The sequence below is a fragment of the Bacillus sp. SRL543 genome (assembly GCF_984799205.1).
This window is the reverse complement of record NZ_OZ481794.1, coordinates 2,872,640-2,893,531: the sequence shown is the minus strand read 5'-3', so window position 1 is coordinate 2,893,531 and position 20,892 is coordinate 2,872,640. Positions and strand designations below refer to the sequence as shown.

Here is a 20,892-nt window from a genome sequence, read left to right as displayed (position 1 = left end):
TTCTGGAGGTGTCTTTTATGTGAATGCACTGCTGTGATCAATGAAAGATTCTATATAGGGAATGAATTTGTACAAGGTTTTTTATATTGAAACAAACCACGGGAGGGGAAAGTTTGGAACAGCTATATATAGAAAAATTTTTAATAAAGAGAGAGACGCTCTGTATTTTGCCTTTCAGGAATCTGATTGGGGAATGGCATGCTGAAATCATGGGTCTGGAAGATGAGTCCGTTTTGGTTAAAGGGCCGCCGCATGAGGTGATGAATGATTCTCTTCAGCAGCTGGGAAGCAACTTAAAGGGCGCTATGAAGGGGACTAAGAAAGTATTGGGCAAAGTCAGCATGCCGCCCGTACGGATCTGCGGCCTGCAGGACATGTTTTGGTTTCCTCACAAAGCTCCCTTTCATGAAGACTGCATCTGGTTTTCGCTTCACGGGATTGAAGATGTGGCTCCGATTGGCGGCCATAAGTGTGCTGTCCTGCTCATTAACGGAAAAACAGTGCAGCTGGACATTTCAGAAAAACTTTTCAAAAACAGGATGGCCAGGGCTGAGAGCTATAAATACCGGATTGAAAAGGCGACTGGCAGAACGCTGACATATCTTTATAACCCGCCCGCAGGCTTTAAGATAAGTGAGTAAAACTTCTTCATACAGAGAAAAAATAAGAATCTTTCCGACCTTCCCGGCATAACTCTTTTTATACATAACTATTGAAAGGGTGGAATAATGGGGAAGGCATTAGTATTTCAATCAGATTTCGGGTTGGCAGACGGAGCTGTCAGTGCAATGCATGGCGTTGCTTTTTCCGTCAGCTCTGCCATTCCAATTTTTAATTTGACGCATGACATTCCTGCTTTCGCTGTATGGGAGGCATCCTGCAGGCTTTATCAGACTCTTCCATATTGGCCGGCCGGGACAGTCTTTGTATCTGTCGTCGATCCTGGTGTTGGTTCTGAGAGGAGGAGCCTGGCTGTCAAAACAGCGTCCGGACAGGTAGTCATCACGCCGGATAACGGCACATTGACACATGTCAGCAAGAATGCAGGGATTATTGAAGCAAGAGTTATTAATGAGACGATGAACAGGCTTCCAGGATCTTTGGAATCTCATACATTCCATGGCAGGGATATTTATGCGTATACAGGGGCTAGGCTGGCCAGCGGAGAAATCACCTTTGAAGAACTGGGGGATACTGCCGATCCCGACAGCATTTGTGCTCTGCAGGCTTCATGCTCTTCGCTCAATAACGGCAAAGCTGCAGGGTGTATTGAGATAATGGATGTCCGCTTCGGCAATTTATGGACGAATATTGGCAGCTCCCTGTTAATAGAGATGAGTGTGGCATACGGAGACAGAATGATAGCAGAAATTTGGGCTGGCCAATCACTTGCCTTTAGAGGGCTGGTCACTTTTGGAAAGTCATTTGCAGATGTCCCTGGGGGAGAACCTGTTGCCTATATAAACTCACTCGGCAATCTCGGGCTGGCTGTAAACCAGGGATCTTTTGCTGAAATATTTTCGATAGGGGCGGGGCAAGATTGGGCCGTTGCAGTTGAAAAGGCGGAACCAGGACAGATGCTGCAGAAAAACCTTGAACGTGGGATTGCTGCTACTTGAGAGGGCTTTAAGGAACGCCTGATGGCTTGTTCATTTTGCTGGCCTAAGGCACATGAAGATGGCAGATAATAGCCAATTCCATAACCAATGAAAAAGACCTGGAAAGGTCTTTTTTCTTTGGGAAGGTTTATTTGAAATCCGAATTAATTGGAGAGACCGTTTGAGGAGGAGAAGCGGCTCGAACCAGCGGCAGCACACTTGTCAAAGTGCTGAAGCGCATTGCATGAGATACACAAGAGGGTGGATTCGTTGATCAGAGTGCCTCAAACGGGGCATATGAGGTACTCTAAAGAGTGAAGCCGCCGATCTGATTACCCAAGCGGCAAGCGGGACATATGAGGTAGTGAAGAAAAAATACAATGGTCTGGATGCCCTTAACCGGTTACAATCTGCACGCCAAATTGCTCATGTTAACTTATTAATTTTGAACCAGAATAAATTTCATCGACGTTACATCTTCGCTCAATCCCACAAACGAGAAATCAGCCTTCCTAACCATAAAAACGGGTTTAATAATTGGCTGAGACCCTCTGATAGAATTTCCATGAAAATCGAGTCTTTTTCTTTCCCGGCCATCTGTCTGCCTTTTTTCCTTCTTTTTTTATTCGCCATATTTTCACCAGCCTTAGAGTGGTTGTCGCAAATTGGTATAATAAGTTTCCATAGCCAATATTATACAAAAGAAAACTTCCTGCTTACTATATGCTAATTTACCCGGATGAATGTGTGGAGAAAAAAATGTCTAAATGGCACGTTTAGATAGATTTTCGCTGTTTTCCTGTAAAATAAAGGTATTTAGGGCTGGGAAACTAGTATAAAAGTGGTTTAATGTTACGATTGAAATATAACTGTAATATAATTATTACCTGTTTGAAAGATTTGGGTGTTATACTTCTAATTGTGAAAAAAAGGTTTATATTGGTTTATTTAATAGAAATTTGTCACAGAACAATTGAAATTAAATTTAAAATACATAATAGTTTGCCGTTGGCTTTTGCAATTTAGATAAAGAGAGTCTTATAGCTTGGCAAAGGGAAGCAGGGGGAAGAGAGCGATGAAAAAGAAATTAGTAGTGCTAAACACGACAATTATGCTTGGACTGGGAAGTGCATTTTCCATCCCGGCAGTAAATGCGGATACATTACACAGCAAAAAAGCTCAAATCCAGGAACAGCGTTCTGGAATCCAGGCCAATATATCCAAGGCAGCTCAAGAGATTGCAAAAGCCCAGAATGAACTGGAAAAATTGAACGCACAAATTGCACGCGTCAATCAGGCCATCAAGGATAATAACAGTAAGATAACGGCCACAAAAGAACAAATTGCTGCTACAAATGCAGAGATTGAAGAACTGAAGAAAGAAGTCGCTGTCATTCAGGAACGCATTGAGAAGAGGAACGAAGTGCTGAAGGAAAGGGCAAAGTCTTTCCAGGAGAGCGGTGCTTCAGTAGGCTATCTTGAAGTGCTGATGGGTTCCACAAGCTTTAGTGATTTCATTGACCGCGTAGGAGCAGTAGCTAAGATCGTCGAAGCTGACAGAGGTTTGATGGAAGAGCATGAAGCGGATAAGAAGGAGCTCGAAGAAAAGAAGGCTTCAGTTGAGCAAAAACTGGCTGGCCTCAATGAAATGAAGACAGAGCTTGAAGGCATGCAGGCTCAGATTCTTGAACAGAAGGCCCAGATCGATGTATTGAAGGCTGAGGTCCAGCAAAAGGAAAAGCAGGCTTCTGCCCTGAAAGCGGACTTGCTTCAAAAAGATGCAACACTTGCATCTGAACTGACTTCAATTGATAATGCGATCGAGCAGGAAAGAAAGCGCCAGGCTGCCGAGGCTGCAAAAGCAGTGCAAAGGAGCTACAGCTCTAATACGACAGCATCTTCAAACAGCGGAGCAAGCAGCAATAGCGGAAGCAGCAACAATGGCGGAAGCAGCAGTACGCAGTCATTCTCACCTGCTCCGAAGGCAAACGGCAATATCAATACTGCCATCACTGCAGGATATAAATATATCGGAAACTCCGTCTATGTATTCGGTGGAGGAAGAACTGCATCTGACGTTGCCAACGGCCGTTTTGACTGCTCCGGCTTTGTTCACTGGGCATTTGCACAGGCTGGCATCAGTGTCGGTTCAAGCACTGATTCTCTTAAAAACTCAGGCACCCGCGTTTCCACAAGCGAAATGCAGCCAGGAGACCTTGTATTCTTCAACACTTATAAAACGGATGGACATGTCGGAATCTATATTGGCGGCGGTAAATTCATCGGATCACAAAGCTCCACAGGCGTTGCGATTGCCAATATGTCAAGCGGCTATTGGGCACAGACATTCAACGGGCGTGTAGTGAGGGTCCGCTAATAGACTCATAAAGAAAAGGAGAGGGCAAATGCCCTCTCCTTTTCTTTGTCGTAAATATTTTCTGGGGGCTTTGAAAGCTGACGGAAAAGTGTTAAGTTAAGTAGTTTCTATCTTCAGTTCCTCACGCACGGGACTATTTACCCAAATTTATTTTAGAAAAATGAATATTTTCTGTTTATTGTATTGAATCTTGCATATTTTCGGCCGATAATAGTAAAAAAGCATGATTCGGGGGATGAAATGATTACTATATTGAGGAATTGGAACTTGGGAAAGAAATACATAGCGGTCTTCTCTGCTACTATATGTTTATTCATTTTATCAGCGGCAGTAGTGTTCAATCAGTTTTCTTTGATTAAAAGTGATGTAGCTTCCATTGATGATAACAGCATGCGCGCTGTCCAGCTGACTGAGATGGGCTCCATATACCGCTCAAAAACGATCATGGTGCTGGATTACGTACAGGTCCGGTCGCAAAGAATCGTCGAAAACTATGATAAGCAATCGGGCGAATTCCTACAGCTGCATGAGGCACTAAAAGGAAGCATGAAAACAAAGGAAGAGCAGGAGCTTTATGCTAAGTTCATTGAAAGCGACGAGAGGCTTAATGCCCAATTCAAAGAACAGCTCATACCAAATATAGAAAGCAATGCCAGGGTCCTGACGGTTCTTAATGATATCCGCACCAAGAGGGATACAGTGATTGCAAGATTGAATGAATTGAGAGAAAGCGTTGAGGCGGGCAAGAACCAGTCAATCGCCAGTACTGAAGACAGGCTTCAGGCAAGCATCTTCATTTTGATTGCCTCAATCCTTGTTTCCTCTGCTTCCGGGTTTGCATTCATCATTCTTATTAACAGGACAGTGAAGAAAAATCTCCGGGCTGTGGTCGATAGTGCAAGGCTAGTGTCGTCAGGAAATCTTTCAGGAAGCCCGCTTGTTTGGAAGGGAAAAGATGAAATCGGCATCTTGTCGCGTGCCATGGATGATATGAAAGAAAACCTCCTAGAGATGGTAAGCTCCATTAAGGAAGCCGCTGGTTCGGTACAGACTCAAAGCAGCATCCTGACAAAGTCTGCCAACGAGGTTGCCTCTGGGGGACGGCAAATATCAGCAACAATGGAGGAGCTAGCTTCCGGCACTGACCAGCAGGCACTGGCAGCATCAGATCTTTCTGAAACAATGGCCAGATTTTCACAAAGCATCAAGGCTGCACATAATTTTGGGAAATCAATGTCTGACACAGCAGGGAATGTGTTAAAGGAAGCATCTATTGGCATGGAGAGGATGGAGCAGGCCGGAAAGGATATGAATCAGATCCATATCACCGTCGAGGGCTCTGTCTCCAAAGTTGGCGGGCTTGAAAAGCAGTCAGGGGAAATTGCCTCCCTGGTTGAAGTGATCCAGGGAATTGCCGACCAGACGAATCTGCTGGCGCTGAACGCTGCGATTGAGGCGGCGAGAGCGGGAGACAGCGGAAAAGGCTTTGCCGTCGTTGCCAAGGAAGTGAAGGTCCTTGCCCAGCAGGTAACATCTTCACTGGTTCATATTACAGACATTGTAGCCAGCATTCAAAAAGAATCCAAGCAGATTGCCGAGGCTTTGAAGCACAGCTACATACAGGTCCAGCGGGGCACCGGGAGCCTGAAGGATACTGAAGAAACATTCAGCAGCCTGAAAGAGTCCATTCTTTCTCTGGGAGAGACGATTTCTAAAATGAGCAGCACTCTTGAGGAGGCGAATGCGAATACATCTGCCATCAGCCAGTCGGTTGAAACGATAGCATCGGTGTCCGAAGAAGCAGCCGCAGGTGTAGAAGAAACGGCAGCAACGATCATCCAATCCAACTCTGTCATGACCGATGTTGAACAAAATGCCAACGGTCTCGCAGGGCTGGCAAAGCAGCTCAGCCAGCTTGTCAGCCGATTTAACATATAAGAAATGGCCCGCAGAATCCGCGGGCCATTTCTTATACGTGCTCCAGTTTAGAGGGACGGAGAAAGCATGTGCTAAGCGCGCTCTGATACAACCCTATTTTTAGCCTGCGCAGCAGATGAACACTGCTTTCTTTAAGATTTATTATTTGCCAATGAACGGAATATCTGAGTTTTAATGCTCCCCTGTACAATGTTTTGAATGAAAAAATCGCCGATCAGCTTAACATAATCTTCATCGTCAAATAGCCTTTTATTCTGAAGCTCCATTTCTGCCAGGCCTTCATAGGTGCAGAGGAATGCATATGTATGGTCCGGTCCGGTAACAGGAGTCAGGATATCGACTTTGTGATCATACATTTCATTCCTGTGCTGCTGGATCGCTTTAATATTTTCAATAGCTTCTTCGAACTTGTCCTGCTTGAGTTCAAAGGTTTGGTAGACAAAGACAGACATTTCCAACACTCCTTATGTATTAAGGATGACAGCATTTATAGCATGCACGAAAAAGGAAGTTTTATGCGTCATAATGGGGGAGAGAAATGTTAAATAGGTTTATGTTTTGTATATTCTTCTATAATTGGGTATGATGGAAGAAAAACTCTTGGAGGAAAACTGTGTTTATCGCTATAATTTTCTTTTTATTTATGTCCTTTTTCTTGTCGGGGAGCGAAACAGCGCTGACTGCTGTTAACAAAATGAAGCTGAAGACAAGAGCTGAAAATGATGATCTAAAAGCCCAAAAGCTTCTTAATACAGTAGCAAAACCTGATGAACTGATCACGGCCATCCTGATTGGCAATAATATCGCCAATATTATGCTTCCTACATTGGTCACCATAGTGGCGATCAATTACGGAATCAATGTAGGAATCGCTACCGGAATACTGACTATCGTGCTGATTATTTTTGCAGAAGTGCTTCCGAAGTCCATCGCTGCCACCTTTGCTGATAAAATCGCATTCATCGTGTTCCCGGTCATCCGTTTTTTAATGGTGATCCTGAAGCCATTGACATTTTTGCTGTCAAGATTCACAAGGGGAGTCATCCGGCTGCTTTCGAAGGACAGCGAAGCGGAAGTCAGCTTTTCAAAGGAAGAACTGATCACCATGGTGGATATTGCTACAACAGAAGGTACCTTCAATAACGAAGAAACAACGAGGATCAAAGGAGTCATTGATTTCTTTGAACTTGATGTGCGTGATGCCCTGAAAACACCGAGGACTGAGATCATCGGCATTCCTGCTGAGTCTTCTTATGAAGAGGCGAGGGATATCGTATTGCACAGCCATTACACACGCTATCCTGTATATAAAGATAATATGGACAATATAGTCGGGGTTTTTCACAGCAAACAGCTGCTATCCTGGTCGCTTGACCTTACCTGCTCACTGGATGGATATACGGATAATGACCCCTTATTCATATACGAATTCCATTCAATTGAAAGGGTCTTTAAACTTATGATGAAAGAGCGCAAGCATATTGCCATCGTACTTGATGAATATGGAGGCACACGCGGTATCATTACGCATGAAGATATCATTGAGGCGATGATCGGACAGGAAATCAATGATGAAACTGATGATGAAGAAGTGCTGATAGAAGAACTTACCGACTCTCATATCGTCTGCAGCGGAAAGTTGTCCCTCCACCGCCTTAATGAGGCTTTTAAAACAAAGATTCCGGAAGAAGAGGATGTTTTGTCAGGATTCCTCCTGAAGGAATTAGGCCATTTTCCTGAAGAAGGAGAAACCTATGACTACCATCATTTGCGTTTTACAGTAAAGGGAATAGAAGATAATAAAGTCAAGCTGATCGAAATAACAAAACAGGCTGGCACAGTTGAATAGATAACAGATAGGATTCTGCCTGGAAATGGCGGAATCTTTTTTTGTTTGAAGGCAGAGCTTGTTTACTGCCGCAATCTGAATAAAAATTTCATTTTTTCTCTATTAAAAAAGGATTTTGCAGGAAGGAGAGCAAATAAGAACTAGAGCTTAAAAAGAAAAGGTGAAAATATGAACTCAGAGCATATTACAGCTGTGGATAAAGCGATTGCTTATATGAAGCAGCATCTTGAGGAAGAGGTCACAACTAAAAAGCTTGCCGATTTAACAGGCTACAGCCATTTTCATTTTACCCGGATTTTCAAAAAGGCCACAGGAATATCTCCGAGGCATTTCCTGAGTGCATTAAGGATTGAACAGGGGAGAGAAGAGCTGGCCCAGAGTTCCTCACTGACCAAGGCTATGATGGCTTCTGGATATTTAAGCCAGGGCACATTTCAAACCCGCTTTAAAAATTATGTAGGAATCAGCCCAAAACGATACGAAGCAAGTATTAAAATGCTGCAGGAAATGATGGATAAGACGAAAACTTTGCTTCCAGAGGGAGGAGAACTGGAAGTGCTGGGAAGCGGGGCAAAAGTAAGCTGCCATATCCAGGTTCCCCGGGGATTCAGGGGGATTATTTTTGTTGGCCTGTTTCCTAAACCGATTCCTGATCAGCGGCCTGTCAAAGGAACTGCTTTCAGCCATAACAGCTCTCATTGCATTTTCACAGACATCCCGGAAGGAACTTATTATCTGCTGGCAGCGGGGCTTGAATGGGGTGTGAATCCCCTCCGGTATTTCCAGCCAGGCACATTCCTTAGGGGGAAATTTGAAAGAACGATAGAAATTACAAAAAACACGGACTGCAAGGCCGCCGTTCAGCTGAGGGAGCCGCTTTCCCATGATCCGCCAATATTGATCAATCTTCCTCTCCTGCTGTTTGAAAAAATAGCCAACAAAGCAACCTAGAAGAATTTTATGGAAAAGCCTTGCTGTATAATCAGGTAAAAGAAGTGATAGCAAGTCAATGAAACAGATTTAGTCATTAGCGCATGAAAAACTAAAAAGAAGATACTTTGCTGTCAATAAGAAAGGGGAAGCTATCATGGCTCAATTATGTGCAATAGGGATTTATGTACCAGACTTAACAAAAGCGCTCCAGTTTTATACAGAAGTGCTCGATTTTGAAGTAAACAAACAGTATGGCCCGAAAATAGTGTCGCTTGCACACGGGGAACTGCCGATTATTTTAGAAGAAACTGAAGGTGCTGATTATATTGAAAGAAAGGAAGCCACAGGTCCGGTGCTGGTGCTTCAGACGGAAAACATCGAAAATACTGCCTTGCAACTGAAATCCAAAGGTGCGGATTTTGTCATCGAAGAACCGGCAGCATGCCCGCCAGGAAGATATATAAGTTTCAGGGACCCGTTCGGCAATATATTAGAATATTTGCAGTTTGATTGAGGAGAATCCAACTTTCTCCTCTTTTTTTATTGGCTGGAAGAATTTACACTAAAGCTGAAAAATCTGAAAAAAGGAGGGGGTTTTATGAAAGCGCTGCCGCTGATGCTGCTGATCTTTTTCTTTGCTGCTCCGCTCGTTTCATCTGCGGGAGGGGGCGGCGGAAGCGGGGGGAGTCCGGGACGATGGTATCCGGGTGAAAATCCAAATACAGTGAATCCTGATCTTCCGCCGCTTGTGTTTATTCACGGCTACAGCAATTCTGCAAATGTCTGGCTTGAGGATAACGATATGCCGGAAATAGCCAGGGAATACGGCTATCAGACGGCCTATGCCGATCTTTATCCAGATCGTGATATGTGGGAAAACGGAACGATGCTGGCCGGCATGCTCGAGGAAATCTACTATCATTTCGGACAGAAAAAACTGGCAGTCGTTGCTTACAGCAAGGGCGGTGTGGATATTCAGACAGCTCTCGTCCATAATGAAGCATACCCTTTTGTCTCCAAAGTAATCACCCTATCTTCTCCCCACAGCGGCACACAGCTTGCCGATCTCGCCAATAGCAGTGCTGCAGGATGGCTCGCCGAACTTCTCGGAAGCCGCAATGACGCTACAGCCTCACTCCAGACAGGTTATATGAGTTATTACCGCAGTTTGACAGACTCTCATCCAAATGCCCGGCGGATTCCCTTTTACACGTTGGGAGGGACAGGGTGGGGCAGCTTTGGATCAGCAACATATTGGGGCGGTTTGTATTTGAGCCAGTATGGCAGGAATGATGGCGTTGTGCCCCTAATCAGTTCGAGGCTCTCAGGTTTCCCTGTTATAGCCGAGCGCTCCTGGAACCATTCGGGCATAAGGCAAGGGTCTGTCATATTTCCGGTGCTGAACCCTTATTTATCTGCTCCTGTTATCCAATCCAATAACGATTCACCCCTTTTCAGTGAAACCGATGCTTCACATTCAGACAGCATGATCATCCATGGCGGAAAGGCGGGTTTGGTGTTTGAAGATTCTTTTCTTATCGAAAATGAGGTAAAGGCTGCTTCAGTGTCTGTATTAAGCAGCAAAAGTCTTCCGGACCTGCTTTTGCAGGATGAACAGGGGAACAGCTATACTGCCGGCAGAACTTATACTGATGAATCAGGACTTTTTTCAGGTGCATATGTCACTGAGTTCAAAATTAAGGACCCTTTGCCAGGGGCCTGGACTCTCAGCAGTAAAGAGGGCAGCTATGGATTTCTGTACACTGTCAGCCTGGACAGAGATAGAGCCATTCCAGGGCTCAGCAAAGAGCTGAACAGCTGGAAAAGCGCGCAGGCAGGCAGAAAGTACCAAACAGAATGGGTTCATTTCAAAGGAATTGGTGCCGGTTCTTCCTCTATTCGCGGTCTGAAAGCGGGTCTTCCTGATGCTTCAGATTTTAAACAGGAAGGCATATACAACCTTACCATCCAAATCACCGGGAAAACCGGCCAGGGTAAAGCATTCGAAAGGAGCATTGTCCAATCACTCTATGTAGATGGAACCGGGAAAATTTATAAGCAGAATAAGTGATTCGGCTTTTTTAATAAAAATGGCTCCTGGCATCGGCTCAAGCTGATGTCTTTATTTTTGCTTATTTTCGACGTTTTTGGAATATCGATTCTAAAAGTATTGAATTTAATATTCAGATAATTTAAAATGGTGTTAATCAATCATATTAGAAATATGAGGGGGAGCTTCATGGAACATATTAATCTATCCGGAAGAAAGAGGGAGAGCTACAAGGTGGAGTTCAGCCATTCTCTTTTATGGGAGTGCGCCCTAGGCATAGCTGCTGTGACAAACGGGGCACTGATTGACACGCTTGAGCATTCAGCAAAGCTTTCAGGCATCAGGTCAGGGGCATCTGCCCGCCTTAAGGATCAGCTTGATCGTATTGAAAAGAATAACACATGGAAATCGCTGCTTCAGCTGCTGCACCATGTGGAAGCCCGGACCCTGCAGGATTTTATTGCAGCTGTGGAGGAATTGGATGGAAAAGAGCTGAAGCGGATCTGCCTGCCTTTTCTGGGCCAGGAAAAAGAAGAAGCAAGAAAGCGTGCAGCCGCAGGGAATGCTGAATCGCTTGAAGAATTAATAGGTCATGTAGAAGGGCATAAGTTTTTCCCGGCATATATCTCCTATATCACTAATGAATCGCCTGGAGAACTGAAGGAGCATCTTATTGCCAGTATGGAAGGCTGGTACCTGGCTGCCATTGAACCGGAAAAAGACAAGCTTTCAGCGATACTGGAAAAAGATGTTCATGACAAAAAACTGCTGGCTGCCAGGACGTCCCCTGAAGGCCTTGCTGAACAGGCAACAGGGGGGATTGCTTATCTTCCGGAGCCCGGGGTTTTTACTGTCAGGCTGATTCCGCAATATGTGTACCGTCCCTGGACCATTGAAGCGGATCTGGAAGGCACAAAGGTATTTTATTATCCAGTGTCAAACAGCAGCCTGCCGGCTGAGGTGCCGGACAGTCCGGATTATTTCCTGGTTCAAAAGCAAAAGGCATTGGGAGATGAATTCAGGCTGCGCATTGTGAAGCTGCTTTTCAAGGAAGACCTCCCTCTGCAGGATATTACCGAGGAGCTCAACATCGGGAAATCGACTGTACACCATCATCTTAAGATCCTCAGGGCAGCAAAGCTTGCAGAAGTGCATAACCATAAATACAGGCTGAAAAAAGAAGCTGTCCTTTCTTTGGGAAGAGAGCTCGAAAGGTATCTGAAGGGTGGAAGGTAATGATCTGGAAACTGAAGCACTTCCGCTATTTATGGGCAGGTGCAGCCGCTTCAGAAGCTGGGGGGGCACTCGGCACCTTCTGTAATTCGATCATGGTATATGAACTGACAGGATCAAAGCTGGCGCTTGGGAGCATGTGGCTGCTGTATTATCTGCCGTCCCTCATCCTGCAGCTCATTTCAGGGCCATTTATTGACAAATGGAGCCGCAAGTGGATCATGGTTGTCTCCCAATGGACAAGAAGTCTTTTTTTCCTTCTTCCTTTTGTGATGGTAAGTACCGGCCAGCTTGAAGTTTGGCATATTTATGCTGCACAGATCGCTGTAGGGCTTGTGTCTCCCTTTTATGTCCCGGCAAGCCAGGCCTTGCTTCCTTCATTGATAAAAGGAGACAGTTTGCAGTCTGCCAACGCTGTACTCGACGGTACAGTCAGGCTGCTTTCCATGATCGTCCCGATGACGGGCGGATTTGTTATCGAGAGAGCAGGAACAGAGGTGAGTCTGCTGCTCGTGACAATTTTCCTGCTGATAAGCGGCAGCTTTCTTTTATTTATTTCAGAACCAGCAGAAGAAAGGACTATCAGAAAAACATGGCTTGCAGAATTTAAGGAGGGAATCTTCTATTATATTAGGAATCCTCTGCTGCTGTGGCTTGGGATTTTCCTTGCTTTTGTCCAGTTCGGTGTAGGTGCCGCCATGGTTCTTAATCTTCCGTACATAACTGACGAACTTTCAGAGAGCTACGGCAGCTACGGCCTCTTTATGGCGGGATTTCCGGTGGGCTATCTTGCCGGCACGGTTCTTATCGGGAAGGTGCGAATAAGCAATCGCCGCACTTCTATGCTTGGCGCGCTAATGGCAGGAGGATCGACTTATATCCTGCTGGCGTTTAATGGTAGTCTTGCAGCCGCAGTTGCGATTGAAGCAGCTGCCGGAGTTTTCATGGCATTTTTCAATATACAAAGTACGGTCATCTATCAGCAGACAGTACCTGACCATTTAAGAGGAAAAGTATTCTCGGCCAGGCTGTTCATCATCAGGGGGGCGATGCCTTTCGGAGTGCTTGCTGGAACACTATTAGGAAGCCTTTGGGGAGTCAGGCCCATGTTTATGCTTATTGGGACAGTGATAATTGCAGCTTCTGCAATGGGACTCCTTCATCCTTATTTTTCATTTTTAAATGAGCAGGGCGGTCATTGGGACATTGAATCTGAAACGGAAAAACAGGCACAAAGAGGATAACCCTGTACAAACCTGGGTGGAAATCTATTAATTAAGGTTTTCATATAAAAAGAGGAATTGATGGGCTGCTGAAAGAATTAAGAGGATGAAGAAAGCTGGGAAGATGATTTCAGAGCATATACGATGCCCATTGAAATATATATCTTGCAAAAAGGCAGACAAGTGAACTGCTGGCTTTAATCAAGTTTGGCAAAAGAGCATACAGCACGGGTGAAAAGAGGGGAAACGATGGAGATAAATATACATCTAATGTCTGAAGATGACATGGAGGACATCTTTATGTTTGAAAAAGAAAACCGCACCTATTTCGAAAAATCGGTTCCTCCGAGGCCTGCAGATTATTATTCATATGACACATTTCAGGAGTTAATGGGGCCGCTTCTCAATGAGCAAGAGAATAAGATATCTTTTTTTTATATTATCCGCTCTGCAAAAAGACAAATGGCAGGAAGGATCAATCTGACAGATATCGATCCTGATGCCGGAACAGCTAATATAGGTTACCGGATTGGAGAAAATTTTGCTGGGAGGCAGATTGCTTCATCCGCTTTGAGCCTCCTGCTTAAGGAAGAAATAGTAACGCAGAAGATAAAGGAGATCAAAGCTAAAACATCTTGGGATAATCCAGCCTCTCAAAAGGTGCTTTTGAGGAACGGATTTAAACAGACTGACAATGATAGCGAATTTATTTATTATTCATACTTGCTTACAAAGACGATCTAAAATCCTGCCGAAAGTATGGGGAGGTTCAGGAGCTTTTTAGCCTGTGAAATCAAATAAAAAGAAGACGGTGAACAAAGCACTCATTCAGGAGGCTCTTCTTCACCGTCTTTTTTTTCGTCTGGAGTATCAGGGTCTTCTTCTTCGCTGCCGGCAAATTCCTGTGGTGTGATGCCTCCTCCATAGGTTGCACCGATATTCATCTGGCCGCTGAGTTCCTTTACTCCCAGCTGATTGATATTATTGGTAAGTTCATATTTGTCGACTATGAATCTGTCAATATGGAATTCCTGAAAAATGACAGGCGGAGAGCACTTGGAATCCGTTTGGGAAGAGGATGCGTCTTTACGGGGGTCTTCTTTTGTGCCAGCATGCAAAGAAGAGATTTCCTGCCTCAGTTCTGAATTTTCTTTCTCCAGACGGAAGATGGCATTTTCAGTGTCCTGAAGGCGGTGCTCCAGGTTTTCAATCAGATGGATATAGCGGCCGAGTGCTTTATCAATCATTCTTTCAACGTCCTTATTTTCCAGAGCAGGGCCCGGACTTTGTCTTGTTTCAGCGGCGGGTGTCCGGGCTGTTAATTTCTTTTTCAGTGCGACCAGGCTTCCCAATTCTTTCTCGATGGTAAGGAAACGCCTGACATGGACATCGCATGTCCTGATTTTTTTAGAATCTTCTTCAAGGGAATCAATCCTTGATTCCAGTCTGGCCAGCCGGTCTCCGCCTTCTTTGCCAAGAAAATATTTAAAAGCCATATCTCACCACACCATTTAGTCCTTGGATTTCATTCAATTGGAATCTGTTCCTCTGGCTGGGAGATCTTCCCGTAGCTGATCTCCAGCAGGCCGTTAATGAATTTTGCTGAAAGTTTATTGTCATTGGGAATGGCCGGAAGCTTTACAGCTCTTTCAAAGTTCCCATGAAATCTTTCTTTTTGAATATTTTTTATACCGCTGTATGGTACGTAAATAGTTCCCCTGATGATCAGCCTGTCACCCTGGAGGAAGAGCTGGACATCCTCTCTTTGGATGCCTGGCAGACCGGCCAGCAGGATGATTTGTGTTTCTGTCTCATATATATCCACAAGCGGAAACTCGGCTGACTTCCGGTAGCCGGCTTCCCCCGGCTCGCCGGCAAAACTGTTGAAAGCCGCAGATTCCCCAAATTGTCCGCCTGGCCCCTGCTCAAAAACCTGGTTCCAGAAATCCCCGCCCTGTACCTTCTGGGCAAGCTCCATCCATTGCTTCATTTTATCAAGGTCCATCTTATCACCTGCTTTATAAGTTTCCAGGGATTATCGTCTATTATTAATCTTATTTTCAGATACGCTATTCATGCCAAAATGATGGAAAAGGGATAATCCAATAATGGATAAACTTGTTCATTTGAGCAAAAGATAGGATGAAATGCCATAAAAGATGAAGAGGAATAGCTATGGAAAAACAAACAGTATTCAGTGGTGATAGTGAAAAAGATGTAAAGTGGCTGGAGAACCAGCTTGGCTGCAGCTCTGACATCAGGATAAGGCGGATCATACCAGTTCACTTACAAATGAAAATGATTCTTGCCTATATCGATGGGATTGTGGATTCAGAAAAGATAGAAGAACAGTTCATAGCACCGCTGCTGGAAGCTGGCCGGGGGGAGTCTGGTGAAAGGCTAAACCAGTCACCCCAGTTTGTGAGCAGTATTCTTCATTCCGGGCAAGTGAAGGAATTGGACGACCCCCTGCAAGCATTAAAAGAAATGCTTGAAGGAAACAGTGTGCTGATTATTGAGGGATGGGATAAAGCTTATTCCCTTGATAGCTCCAAGTGGCCGGAACGGAGTCCTTCCGAACCCCAGGCACAGCGCACGCCAATAGGGCCGAGCATCTCTTTTACTGAATCTCTGACAAATAATCTGGCTTTGATCAGAAAGACCTTAAAGACACCCGAATTAAGGATTGACAAGGGACCTTTCAATCCAAAGATTATGACTCAGCTATCACTGATATATATAGAAGGAAAAGCAGATGAAGAGATTTTGGAGAATGTCAGGCAGTCGCTTTCAAAAGTTGAAATACCATTTATTTTAGATATCAATTATCTGGAAGAGGCGCTGACAGAAGGGACAAAAACCTTCTTTCCTTTGACTCTTTCGACTGACAGGCCAGATGTGGTCTGTGCGGAAGTGATGGAAGGGAGGATTGCCATCGCAGTGGACGGAACACCCTTCGTCACAACCCTGCCCGCAGTTCTTGTTCAGTTCTTTCAATCGCCTGATGATTATTACACCTTAAACAGAGGGTTCCAGATACGCAGGCTGGCCCGCATCTTTTTCTTCACACTGTCAGTGCTTTTGCCTGCATTATATATTTCCTTTACGGTCTACCATCCTGGCCTTGTCCCGACACAGCTGCTTATCGGCATCATTGCCCAGCGCGAATATGTACCGCTTCCGACAATTTTAGAAGTTTTGATTTTTTACTGGCTGATCCTGATCATATCTGAGGGCTCTTTACGGCTTCCCCAAGGGGTTGTCCTGACAGTAACGATATTTGCTTCTATTACTCTGGGCCAGCAGGCTGTTGAAGCGCAGCTGGTGCAGCCGACGTCGCTTGTTATATTGAGTGCTGCCTATGTAATGGCAAGTATATCGCCAATTTACACCCTTGTTACAGCGCAAAGGCGGCTGACGTTCCGGTTCATCCTGTTATCTTCATTTTTGGGGCTGTTCGGTGTGATTATCGGTTTCCTGGCACTGCTGCTGCATTTGTGCTCCTTAAGAAGCTTTATGGTTCCTTATTTATCACCATTGGCACCATTTAATCTGGCTGATCAGAAGGATGCATTATTCAGGGTGCCTATTCCGGAAATTGTAAAAACTGAAAAAGAGTTTACTAAAGAAGAAAAAATGAAACGGAAGTAATGTGATATGAAGATAAGCTGGAAGGAATTTATATTGTGGCCTGCAGTTATCATTGGTTTTTTCATTGTAGGAAAAAATGTGGAAAATTCGTTTTTGAAAAACCTGGCGATTGTATCAGCGATTGGTGTCGAAAAGGAAGAAGATTTATACAAGGTGACTATTCAGGTCATCAGCCCTACAGCCTCCCAAAAGGAAGCAACTGGTGATTTGGGCGCCGTGGTATATGAACAGACAGGAAGAACTTTTTCAGAAGCAGTGCGGCTTGCATCACAAAAAGTTTCACGTTATTTATTTCTTGATGATACGGAAGTTTTCATTATGGATGAAGAGCTGGCCAAGGAAAACGGCATTACGGAAGCTATCGATTTCCTTATAATGGAACCAAATGTCACCTCAAATTTGCAGGTGTTTATTAGCAAAGGCACCAAGCCGGGAGAAATTTTGAAGATTTTTACGCCAATCCAGAAGATTTCAGCCCGAAGGATCAAAGAAATCGCCCGCAATATAGGATCTGACCTTGGAACGGCAGTGCCCGTCTATCCTAATAAAATAAAAAATTATCTGCTGAATCAGACCACTGCCCAAATCAGCATTCCGTATCTGCAAGTCGAGGGAGATGCCAGCACGGGTATGAAGAAAGCCAATGTTGAAGAGTTTGATCCTCCTTCAAAAATCAAAATCGGAGGTATGGCCGTTTTCCGCAATGATAAACTTGAGGGGTTCCTTGATACTGAACAGAGTAAGATACTGCTGCTGCTGGAAAAAAAGCTGGAAAGGACCCTTTTTGAAGCAGGTTGTCCAAACGGAGAAGATGGTTTCACATCTATGTTGTCAGTTACTACAAACCAAAGCTCAAGCCGAATCCAGTCAAAGGGATACCTGAGTTTGATATCAGCCTCAAGCTTGAGGGGGAGGTGATTGAAACCAGCTGCAGCGCGGGTTTCACCCTTCCATCAAACAAGGAATATGAAGAAGTTTTTTCAACGGAGCTTAAAAAACAAGTTGAAGAGCTTATTAAACAAAGTCAAAAAGAAAATCTTGATTACATTGGATTTGGAAGAAGGCTTTATACAAGAAAACCGCAGCTTTGGTCAGAGATTGAAAATAAGTGGGGAACCGTTTATCCGGAAATGCGGACAAATATAGAAGTGGATGTGGTTATTACAGAATTCGGCGATGTTATGAAATTGCGCTGAGAAAGCAGGAAAGACATGGGCACAGTTAAAATTACAGTATTTCAAACTTTTGCGCTTCTGACCCTTTTTCTCCTTGGAAGTACAATAGTAGTGGGGCTGGGACTGGATTCAGAGGAAAATGCATGGCTGATCAATCTCTTTGCAATGATCGTGGGAATCGTATTGTTCTTCTTTTATATATTCATTCTCCATAAAGGCGGATGGGGGGATTTTGGGGGAATACTTGAGAAAGGATTCGGGAAAGCAGGCGGCAAAATCATCAGCGCCTTATATTCGATATATTTCTACTATATCGCTGCAAGAATTGTAAAAGACTTCTCCTATTTTATCAGCCAGACGCTTTTCTATAATATCCGGGACTGGATCATCTCAGCCATGCTCCTTATTTTAGCAGCATATGGGTCCAAGCTTGGACTGGAGGCGCTGGCACGCACTGCTGAAATCCTGCTGTTCATGACCATGCTGCTCGTTTTCTCTCTTATTGCCCTGGCGCTCATGTCCGACTTCTTTTCTATGGAAAATATTATGCCTTTATTTAATCCTGATGAAATTAAATGGGGCACTCTGCCTCAGCTGTTCACCTTCCCTTATGGAGAAATGGTTGTGTTCCTGCTTATTTTCGCTGCAGTCAATCAGCCGGAAAAACTTATTAGAAAAGGCTGGCTGGCTGTTATCGCAGCAGGTATAATCATTCTTATTCTTTCAGAGCTCATCATCGGCATTGTCGGGGCAAAAACAGCTGCCATATATACATATCCGCTCGTAAAATCGATTGAAATGATTGAGTATCTGGAGGTTATCCAGCATCTTGAGATTTTCTCTGTGTTCAGCTTTCTTTTTGTCGGTTTTATAAAAATCGGCATCTTTTTTGAGGCTGGTACAATGGCTTTTGCCAATGTTTTCAGGAAGCTGAAAAAAGAAAACATCATTTACCCCGCTGCATCAGGAGCTATGCTTGCAACACTGTATATGGCTGAAAATCTCCCGCAGCATTTGTTCTTAGGGCTGAAAGTTGTCCCTTATCTGGTCCATCTCCCTTTTCAGTTTCTGTTTCCAGGTATACTGGCCGTGCTCCTTGTTTTGAAAAAAAAGAGGAATCAGGCTTTCTAGCCGCCTCTGTTTAATGCGATAATGTACTCACTATTGCATAGGGGGAGTTCACATGGAAGTTAGAAAGCTGGTGAAAGAAGACGCAGAGGAATACAAAAAGCTGCGGCTTGAAGCGCTGCAAAATAAGCCGGAAGCATTCGCATCCAGCTATGAAGAGGAAGTTGGGAATAGTGCCGAATTTTACGCCAATCGTTTTGCTTTCGGGCACTCTGCAGAGTTCGGAGCCTTTGAAAAGGGCACTTTGTTAGGAACAGCAGCTCTTGTACAGGATACCAAATTAAAGCTTAAGCATCGGGCAATGTTTGCTGCGATGTATGTAAAGCCTGATTACAGGGGCATGGGAGCAGGCAGGAAGCTGCTCGAAGCAGCTCTTGCTGAAGCGCGTTCAGACCCGGGAATAGAACAGGTCACCCTCTCAGTTGAAAGCGGGAATGAGCCTGCCAAAAGGCTTTATGCCTCATTTGGCTTTACAGTATATGGCGTCGAGAAAAGGGCATTGAAAATTGGTGAAAACTATTATGACGAAGACCACATGATACTATATCTTAGTTGAGAAGGCGAAAGCCTTCTTTTTTGTGTGTTTTGAAATTTAAATTACTTCTGAAAGTAATTAATGGTTGCTTTATAACGTAATTTATATTACTTTTAGAACAGGAGGTGGAAAATTTGGAAAATTTAAGCCTGAATGTTGCCTTGCTCCGGAGAAAAGTTCCGAATTTGACTGCAGCTGCAAAGTCAGTCGGACTTCGTCCCGCCACAGTCTCCAATTTATGTACCGGAAAGATACCGGTAGGAAGGGCAGAAGTCAGGACAATTGCTGCGCTTGCTGAACTGGCAGAATGCAGCCTGGATGATTTAATCATTAGAGGGGAGAAGGCAGAGATGATTGAAACGAAGATCAAGGCGCTCGATCTGTTTGCACCACTGGCTAAAGGAGGGACGGCCGGTCTTGTCGCAAGGCCCGGAATGGGGCAGCTGGTCCTCCTGACAGAGATATTTTTCCGGCTGAAAAAGGAAGGCTACAAGACAATCCTGCTCATTCCCGAAGGGGAGTATCCAGAACTTCAGGATGTTCTGATGAACACGGATTTTACTGCTGCAACGATTGAGGAGGCATACCAGCTTCTCACAATCCATTCAAAAGATCAGGAAGTTCTGTTTGCAGCTGATAGAGCACATGTGGTCAATGGAACCATCCATGATTTGCAGGGCAGGCTTGATGCGGGCGGTATTGGCTCAGTAACAACCTTTCTCCTTGATTTGAAAGGGGAAGCAGTAGATGAAGAATTTCCTTACGGGCCGCTGGAAACATTATGGCAGTTTGATGCCGACCTTGCTGCCAGGCATTTATATCCTGCCGTAAATCCTATTTATTCTGCTTCTTCTGTCCTTGAGGGGGCATACCTGGATCAGGCCCATCTGACTATCCAGCAGAAGGCGCAAAAGCTTCTCCGCCGCTACAGGGAATTAAAGGCGCTTGTTCAAGCCGGGGGAATGAAGAGGCTTCCGCCTTCTGAAACACTGGGCTATCAGCGCGGTGCATTGCTTGAAGCCTATTTGACCCAGCCGTTTTATACAGCAGAAGAGTTTACAGGCCAAAAGGGCGAATCTGTACCGCTTCAGGAAAACCTTACTGACGTCCGAAAAATTCTGGATGGTGGAGCAGATGCTTATTCGGCAGATGAGCTCGCCTATATTGGAAGCCTGTCCAGCCACCAGGAGAAAGAATCATAA

Annotated in this window: 18 protein-coding genes and 2 pseudogenes; 17 read left to right on the top strand and 3 right to left on the bottom strand. The window is 44.6% G+C overall.

Features of this window, described 5'->3' with window-relative positions; genetic code table 11:
• The first annotated feature begins 113 nt into the window (after nucleotides 1-113).
• From AC4E8B_RS14830 to AC4E8B_RS14810, 5 genes and pseudogenes are all read left to right on the top strand, one after another.
• Nucleotides 114-641, top strand: coding sequence for a competence protein ComK (locus tag AC4E8B_RS14830; protein WP_490214139.1), 528 nt, complete (start codon nucleotides 114-116; stop codon nucleotides 639-641).
• A gap of 87 nt (nucleotides 642-728) precedes the next feature.
• Entirely contained in the window at nucleotides 729-1,619 is an 891-nt protein-coding gene (locus tag AC4E8B_RS14825; protein WP_490214138.1) for an SAM hydrolase/SAM-dependent halogenase family protein, read from the top strand.
• 1,054 nt (nucleotides 1,620-2,673) lie between these two features.
• Entirely contained in the window at nucleotides 2,674-3,975 is a 1,302-nt protein-coding gene (locus tag AC4E8B_RS14820) for a coiled-coil domain-containing protein (protein WP_490214137.1), read from the top strand.
• Nucleotides 3,976-4,215: 240 nt separating this feature from the next.
• Nucleotides 4,216-4,971: pseudogene (locus tag AC4E8B_RS14815) on the top strand (HAMP domain-containing protein); the annotation flags it as partial.
• Nucleotides 4,957-5,913 carry a methyl-accepting chemotaxis protein gene (locus AC4E8B_RS14810; RefSeq protein ID WP_490219700.1) on the top strand — a complete coding sequence of 319 codons (957 nt, stop codon included), beginning with the start codon at nucleotides 4,957-4,959 and terminating at the stop codon, nucleotides 5,911-5,913. The pseudogene AC4E8B_RS14815 and the gene AC4E8B_RS14810, both read left to right, overlap by 15 nt.
• 131 nt (nucleotides 5,914-6,044) lie before the next feature.
• Here AC4E8B_RS14810 and AC4E8B_RS14805 read toward each other — a convergent pair whose 3' ends face one another.
• Nucleotides 6,045-6,365, bottom strand: a complete 321-nt coding sequence (locus AC4E8B_RS14805; protein ID WP_490214136.1) for a hypothetical protein — start codon at nucleotides 6,363-6,365, stop codon at nucleotides 6,045-6,047.
• A gap of 161 nt (nucleotides 6,366-6,526) precedes the next feature.
• Here AC4E8B_RS14805 and AC4E8B_RS14800 point away from each other — a divergent pair, with 161 nt between their 5' ends.
• The 7 genes from AC4E8B_RS14800 to AC4E8B_RS14770 all read left to right on the top strand — a co-directional run bounded on the left by AC4E8B_RS14800 (nucleotide 6,527) and on the right by AC4E8B_RS14770 (nucleotide 13,945).
• The gene (locus AC4E8B_RS14800; protein WP_490214135.1) at nucleotides 6,527-7,762 is read left to right on the top strand and encodes a hemolysin family protein; all 1,236 of its coding nucleotides are present in this window, start codon (nucleotides 6,527-6,529) and stop codon (nucleotides 7,760-7,762) included.
• Nucleotides 7,763-7,930: 168 nt separating this feature from the next.
• Entirely contained in the window at nucleotides 7,931-8,713 is a 783-nt protein-coding gene (locus AC4E8B_RS14795) for a helix-turn-helix domain-containing protein (protein ID WP_490214134.1), read from the top strand.
• Between the two features lie 136 nt (nucleotides 8,714-8,849).
• Nucleotides 8,850-9,209, top strand: coding sequence for a VOC family protein (locus tag AC4E8B_RS14790; RefSeq protein ID WP_490214133.1), 360 nt, complete (start codon nucleotides 8,850-8,852; stop codon nucleotides 9,207-9,209).
• Between the two features lie 84 nt (nucleotides 9,210-9,293).
• Complete coding sequence (locus tag AC4E8B_RS14785; protein WP_490214132.1) at nucleotides 9,294-10,766, top strand: esterase/lipase family protein; 1,473 nt, start codon at nucleotides 9,294-9,296, stop codon at nucleotides 10,764-10,766.
• Between the two features lie 168 nt (nucleotides 10,767-10,934).
• On the top strand, nucleotides 10,935-11,981 hold the full coding sequence (locus tag AC4E8B_RS14780; protein WP_490214131.1) for an ArsR/SmtB family transcription factor: 1,047 nt from the start codon (nucleotides 10,935-10,937) through the stop codon (nucleotides 11,979-11,981).
• A complete protein-coding gene (locus AC4E8B_RS14775) occupies nucleotides 11,981-13,222 on the top strand; it encodes an MFS transporter (protein ID WP_490214130.1) in 1,242 nt (413 codons plus the stop codon). The genes AC4E8B_RS14780 and AC4E8B_RS14775 overlap by 1 nt, the downstream gene beginning before the upstream one ends.
• 228 nt (nucleotides 13,223-13,450) lie before the next feature.
• Nucleotides 13,451-13,945, top strand: a complete 495-nt coding sequence (locus tag AC4E8B_RS14770) for a GNAT family N-acetyltransferase (protein ID WP_490214129.1) — start codon at nucleotides 13,451-13,453, stop codon at nucleotides 13,943-13,945.
• A gap of 80 nt (nucleotides 13,946-14,025) precedes the next feature.
• Here the strand turns inward: AC4E8B_RS14770 and AC4E8B_RS14765 are convergent, their stop codons facing one another.
• Together AC4E8B_RS14765 and AC4E8B_RS14760 are read right to left on the bottom strand one after the other, a co-directional pair.
• A complete protein-coding gene (locus AC4E8B_RS14765; RefSeq protein ID WP_490214128.1) occupies nucleotides 14,026-14,697 on the bottom strand; it encodes a hypothetical protein in 672 nt (223 codons plus the stop codon).
• Nucleotides 14,698-14,726: 29 nt separating this feature from the next.
• Nucleotides 14,727-15,191, bottom strand: coding sequence for an Hsp20/alpha crystallin family protein (locus AC4E8B_RS14760; RefSeq protein ID WP_490214127.1), 465 nt, complete (start codon nucleotides 15,189-15,191; stop codon nucleotides 14,727-14,729).
• Nucleotides 15,192-15,376: 185 nt separating this feature from the next.
• Here AC4E8B_RS14760 and AC4E8B_RS14755 point away from each other — a divergent pair, with 185 nt between their 5' ends.
• From AC4E8B_RS14755 to AC4E8B_RS14735, 5 genes and pseudogenes are all read left to right on the top strand, one after another.
• Entirely contained in the window at nucleotides 15,377-16,852 is a 1,476-nt protein-coding gene (locus AC4E8B_RS14755) for a spore germination protein (protein ID WP_490214126.1), read from the top strand.
• 6 nt (nucleotides 16,853-16,858) lie between these two features.
• Nucleotides 16,859-18,048, top strand: a pseudogene (locus AC4E8B_RS14750) (Ger(x)C family spore germination protein).
• A 15-nt stretch (nucleotides 18,049-18,063) separates the two neighbouring features.
• Nucleotides 18,064-19,158, top strand: coding sequence for a GerAB/ArcD/ProY family transporter (locus tag AC4E8B_RS14745; protein WP_490214125.1), 1,095 nt, complete (start codon nucleotides 18,064-18,066; stop codon nucleotides 19,156-19,158).
• A 52-nt stretch (nucleotides 19,159-19,210) separates the two neighbouring features.
• Nucleotides 19,211-19,711, top strand: coding sequence for a GNAT family N-acetyltransferase (locus tag AC4E8B_RS14740; RefSeq protein ID WP_490214124.1), 501 nt, complete (start codon nucleotides 19,211-19,213; stop codon nucleotides 19,709-19,711).
• 113 nt (nucleotides 19,712-19,824) lie between these two features.
• Nucleotides 19,825-20,892 carry a hypothetical protein gene (locus tag AC4E8B_RS14735; protein ID WP_490214123.1) on the top strand — a complete coding sequence of 356 codons (1,068 nt, stop codon included), beginning with the start codon at nucleotides 19,825-19,827 and terminating at the stop codon, nucleotides 20,890-20,892.

Bases quoted from the DNA above. Each gene is read 5' to 3' on its own strand.
- AC4E8B_RS14825 (WP_490214138.1), top strand. From the start codon at position 729: ATGGGGAAGGCATTAGTATTTCAATCAGATTTCGGGTTGGCAGACGGA.
- AC4E8B_RS14820 (WP_490214137.1), top strand. From the start codon at position 2,674: ATGAAAAAGAAATTAGTAGTGCTAAACACGACAATTATGCTTGGACTG.
- AC4E8B_RS14810 (WP_490219700.1), top strand. From the start codon at position 4,957: ATGGATGATATGAAAGAAAACCTCCTAGAGATGGTAAGCTCCATTAAG.
- AC4E8B_RS14805 (WP_490214136.1), bottom strand. From the start codon at position 6,365: ATGTCTGTCTTTGTCTACCAAACCTTTGAACTCAAGCAGGACAAGTTC.
- AC4E8B_RS14795 (WP_490214134.1), top strand. From the start codon at position 7,931: ATGAACTCAGAGCATATTACAGCTGTGGATAAAGCGATTGCTTATATG.
- AC4E8B_RS14790 (WP_490214133.1), top strand. From the start codon at position 8,850: ATGGCTCAATTATGTGCAATAGGGATTTATGTACCAGACTTAACAAAA.
- AC4E8B_RS14785 (WP_490214132.1), top strand. From the start codon at position 9,294: ATGAAAGCGCTGCCGCTGATGCTGCTGATCTTTTTCTTTGCTGCTCCG.
- AC4E8B_RS14780 (WP_490214131.1), top strand. From the start codon at position 10,935: ATGGAACATATTAATCTATCCGGAAGAAAGAGGGAGAGCTACAAGGTG.
- AC4E8B_RS14775 (WP_490214130.1), top strand. From the start codon at position 11,981: ATGATCTGGAAACTGAAGCACTTCCGCTATTTATGGGCAGGTGCAGCC.
- AC4E8B_RS14770 (WP_490214129.1), top strand. From the start codon at position 13,451: ATGGAGATAAATATACATCTAATGTCTGAAGATGACATGGAGGACATC.
- AC4E8B_RS14765 (WP_490214128.1), bottom strand. From the start codon at position 14,697: ATGGCTTTTAAATATTTTCTTGGCAAAGAAGGCGGAGACCGGCTGGCC.
- AC4E8B_RS14760 (WP_490214127.1), bottom strand. From the start codon at position 15,191: ATGAAGCAATGGATGGAGCTTGCCCAGAAGGTACAGGGCGGGGATTTC.
- AC4E8B_RS14755 (WP_490214126.1), top strand. From the start codon at position 15,377: ATGGAAAAACAAACAGTATTCAGTGGTGATAGTGAAAAAGATGTAAAG.
- AC4E8B_RS14745 (WP_490214125.1), top strand. From the start codon at position 18,064: ATGGGCACAGTTAAAATTACAGTATTTCAAACTTTTGCGCTTCTGACC.
- AC4E8B_RS14740 (WP_490214124.1), top strand. From the start codon at position 19,211: ATGGAAGTTAGAAAGCTGGTGAAAGAAGACGCAGAGGAATACAAAAAG.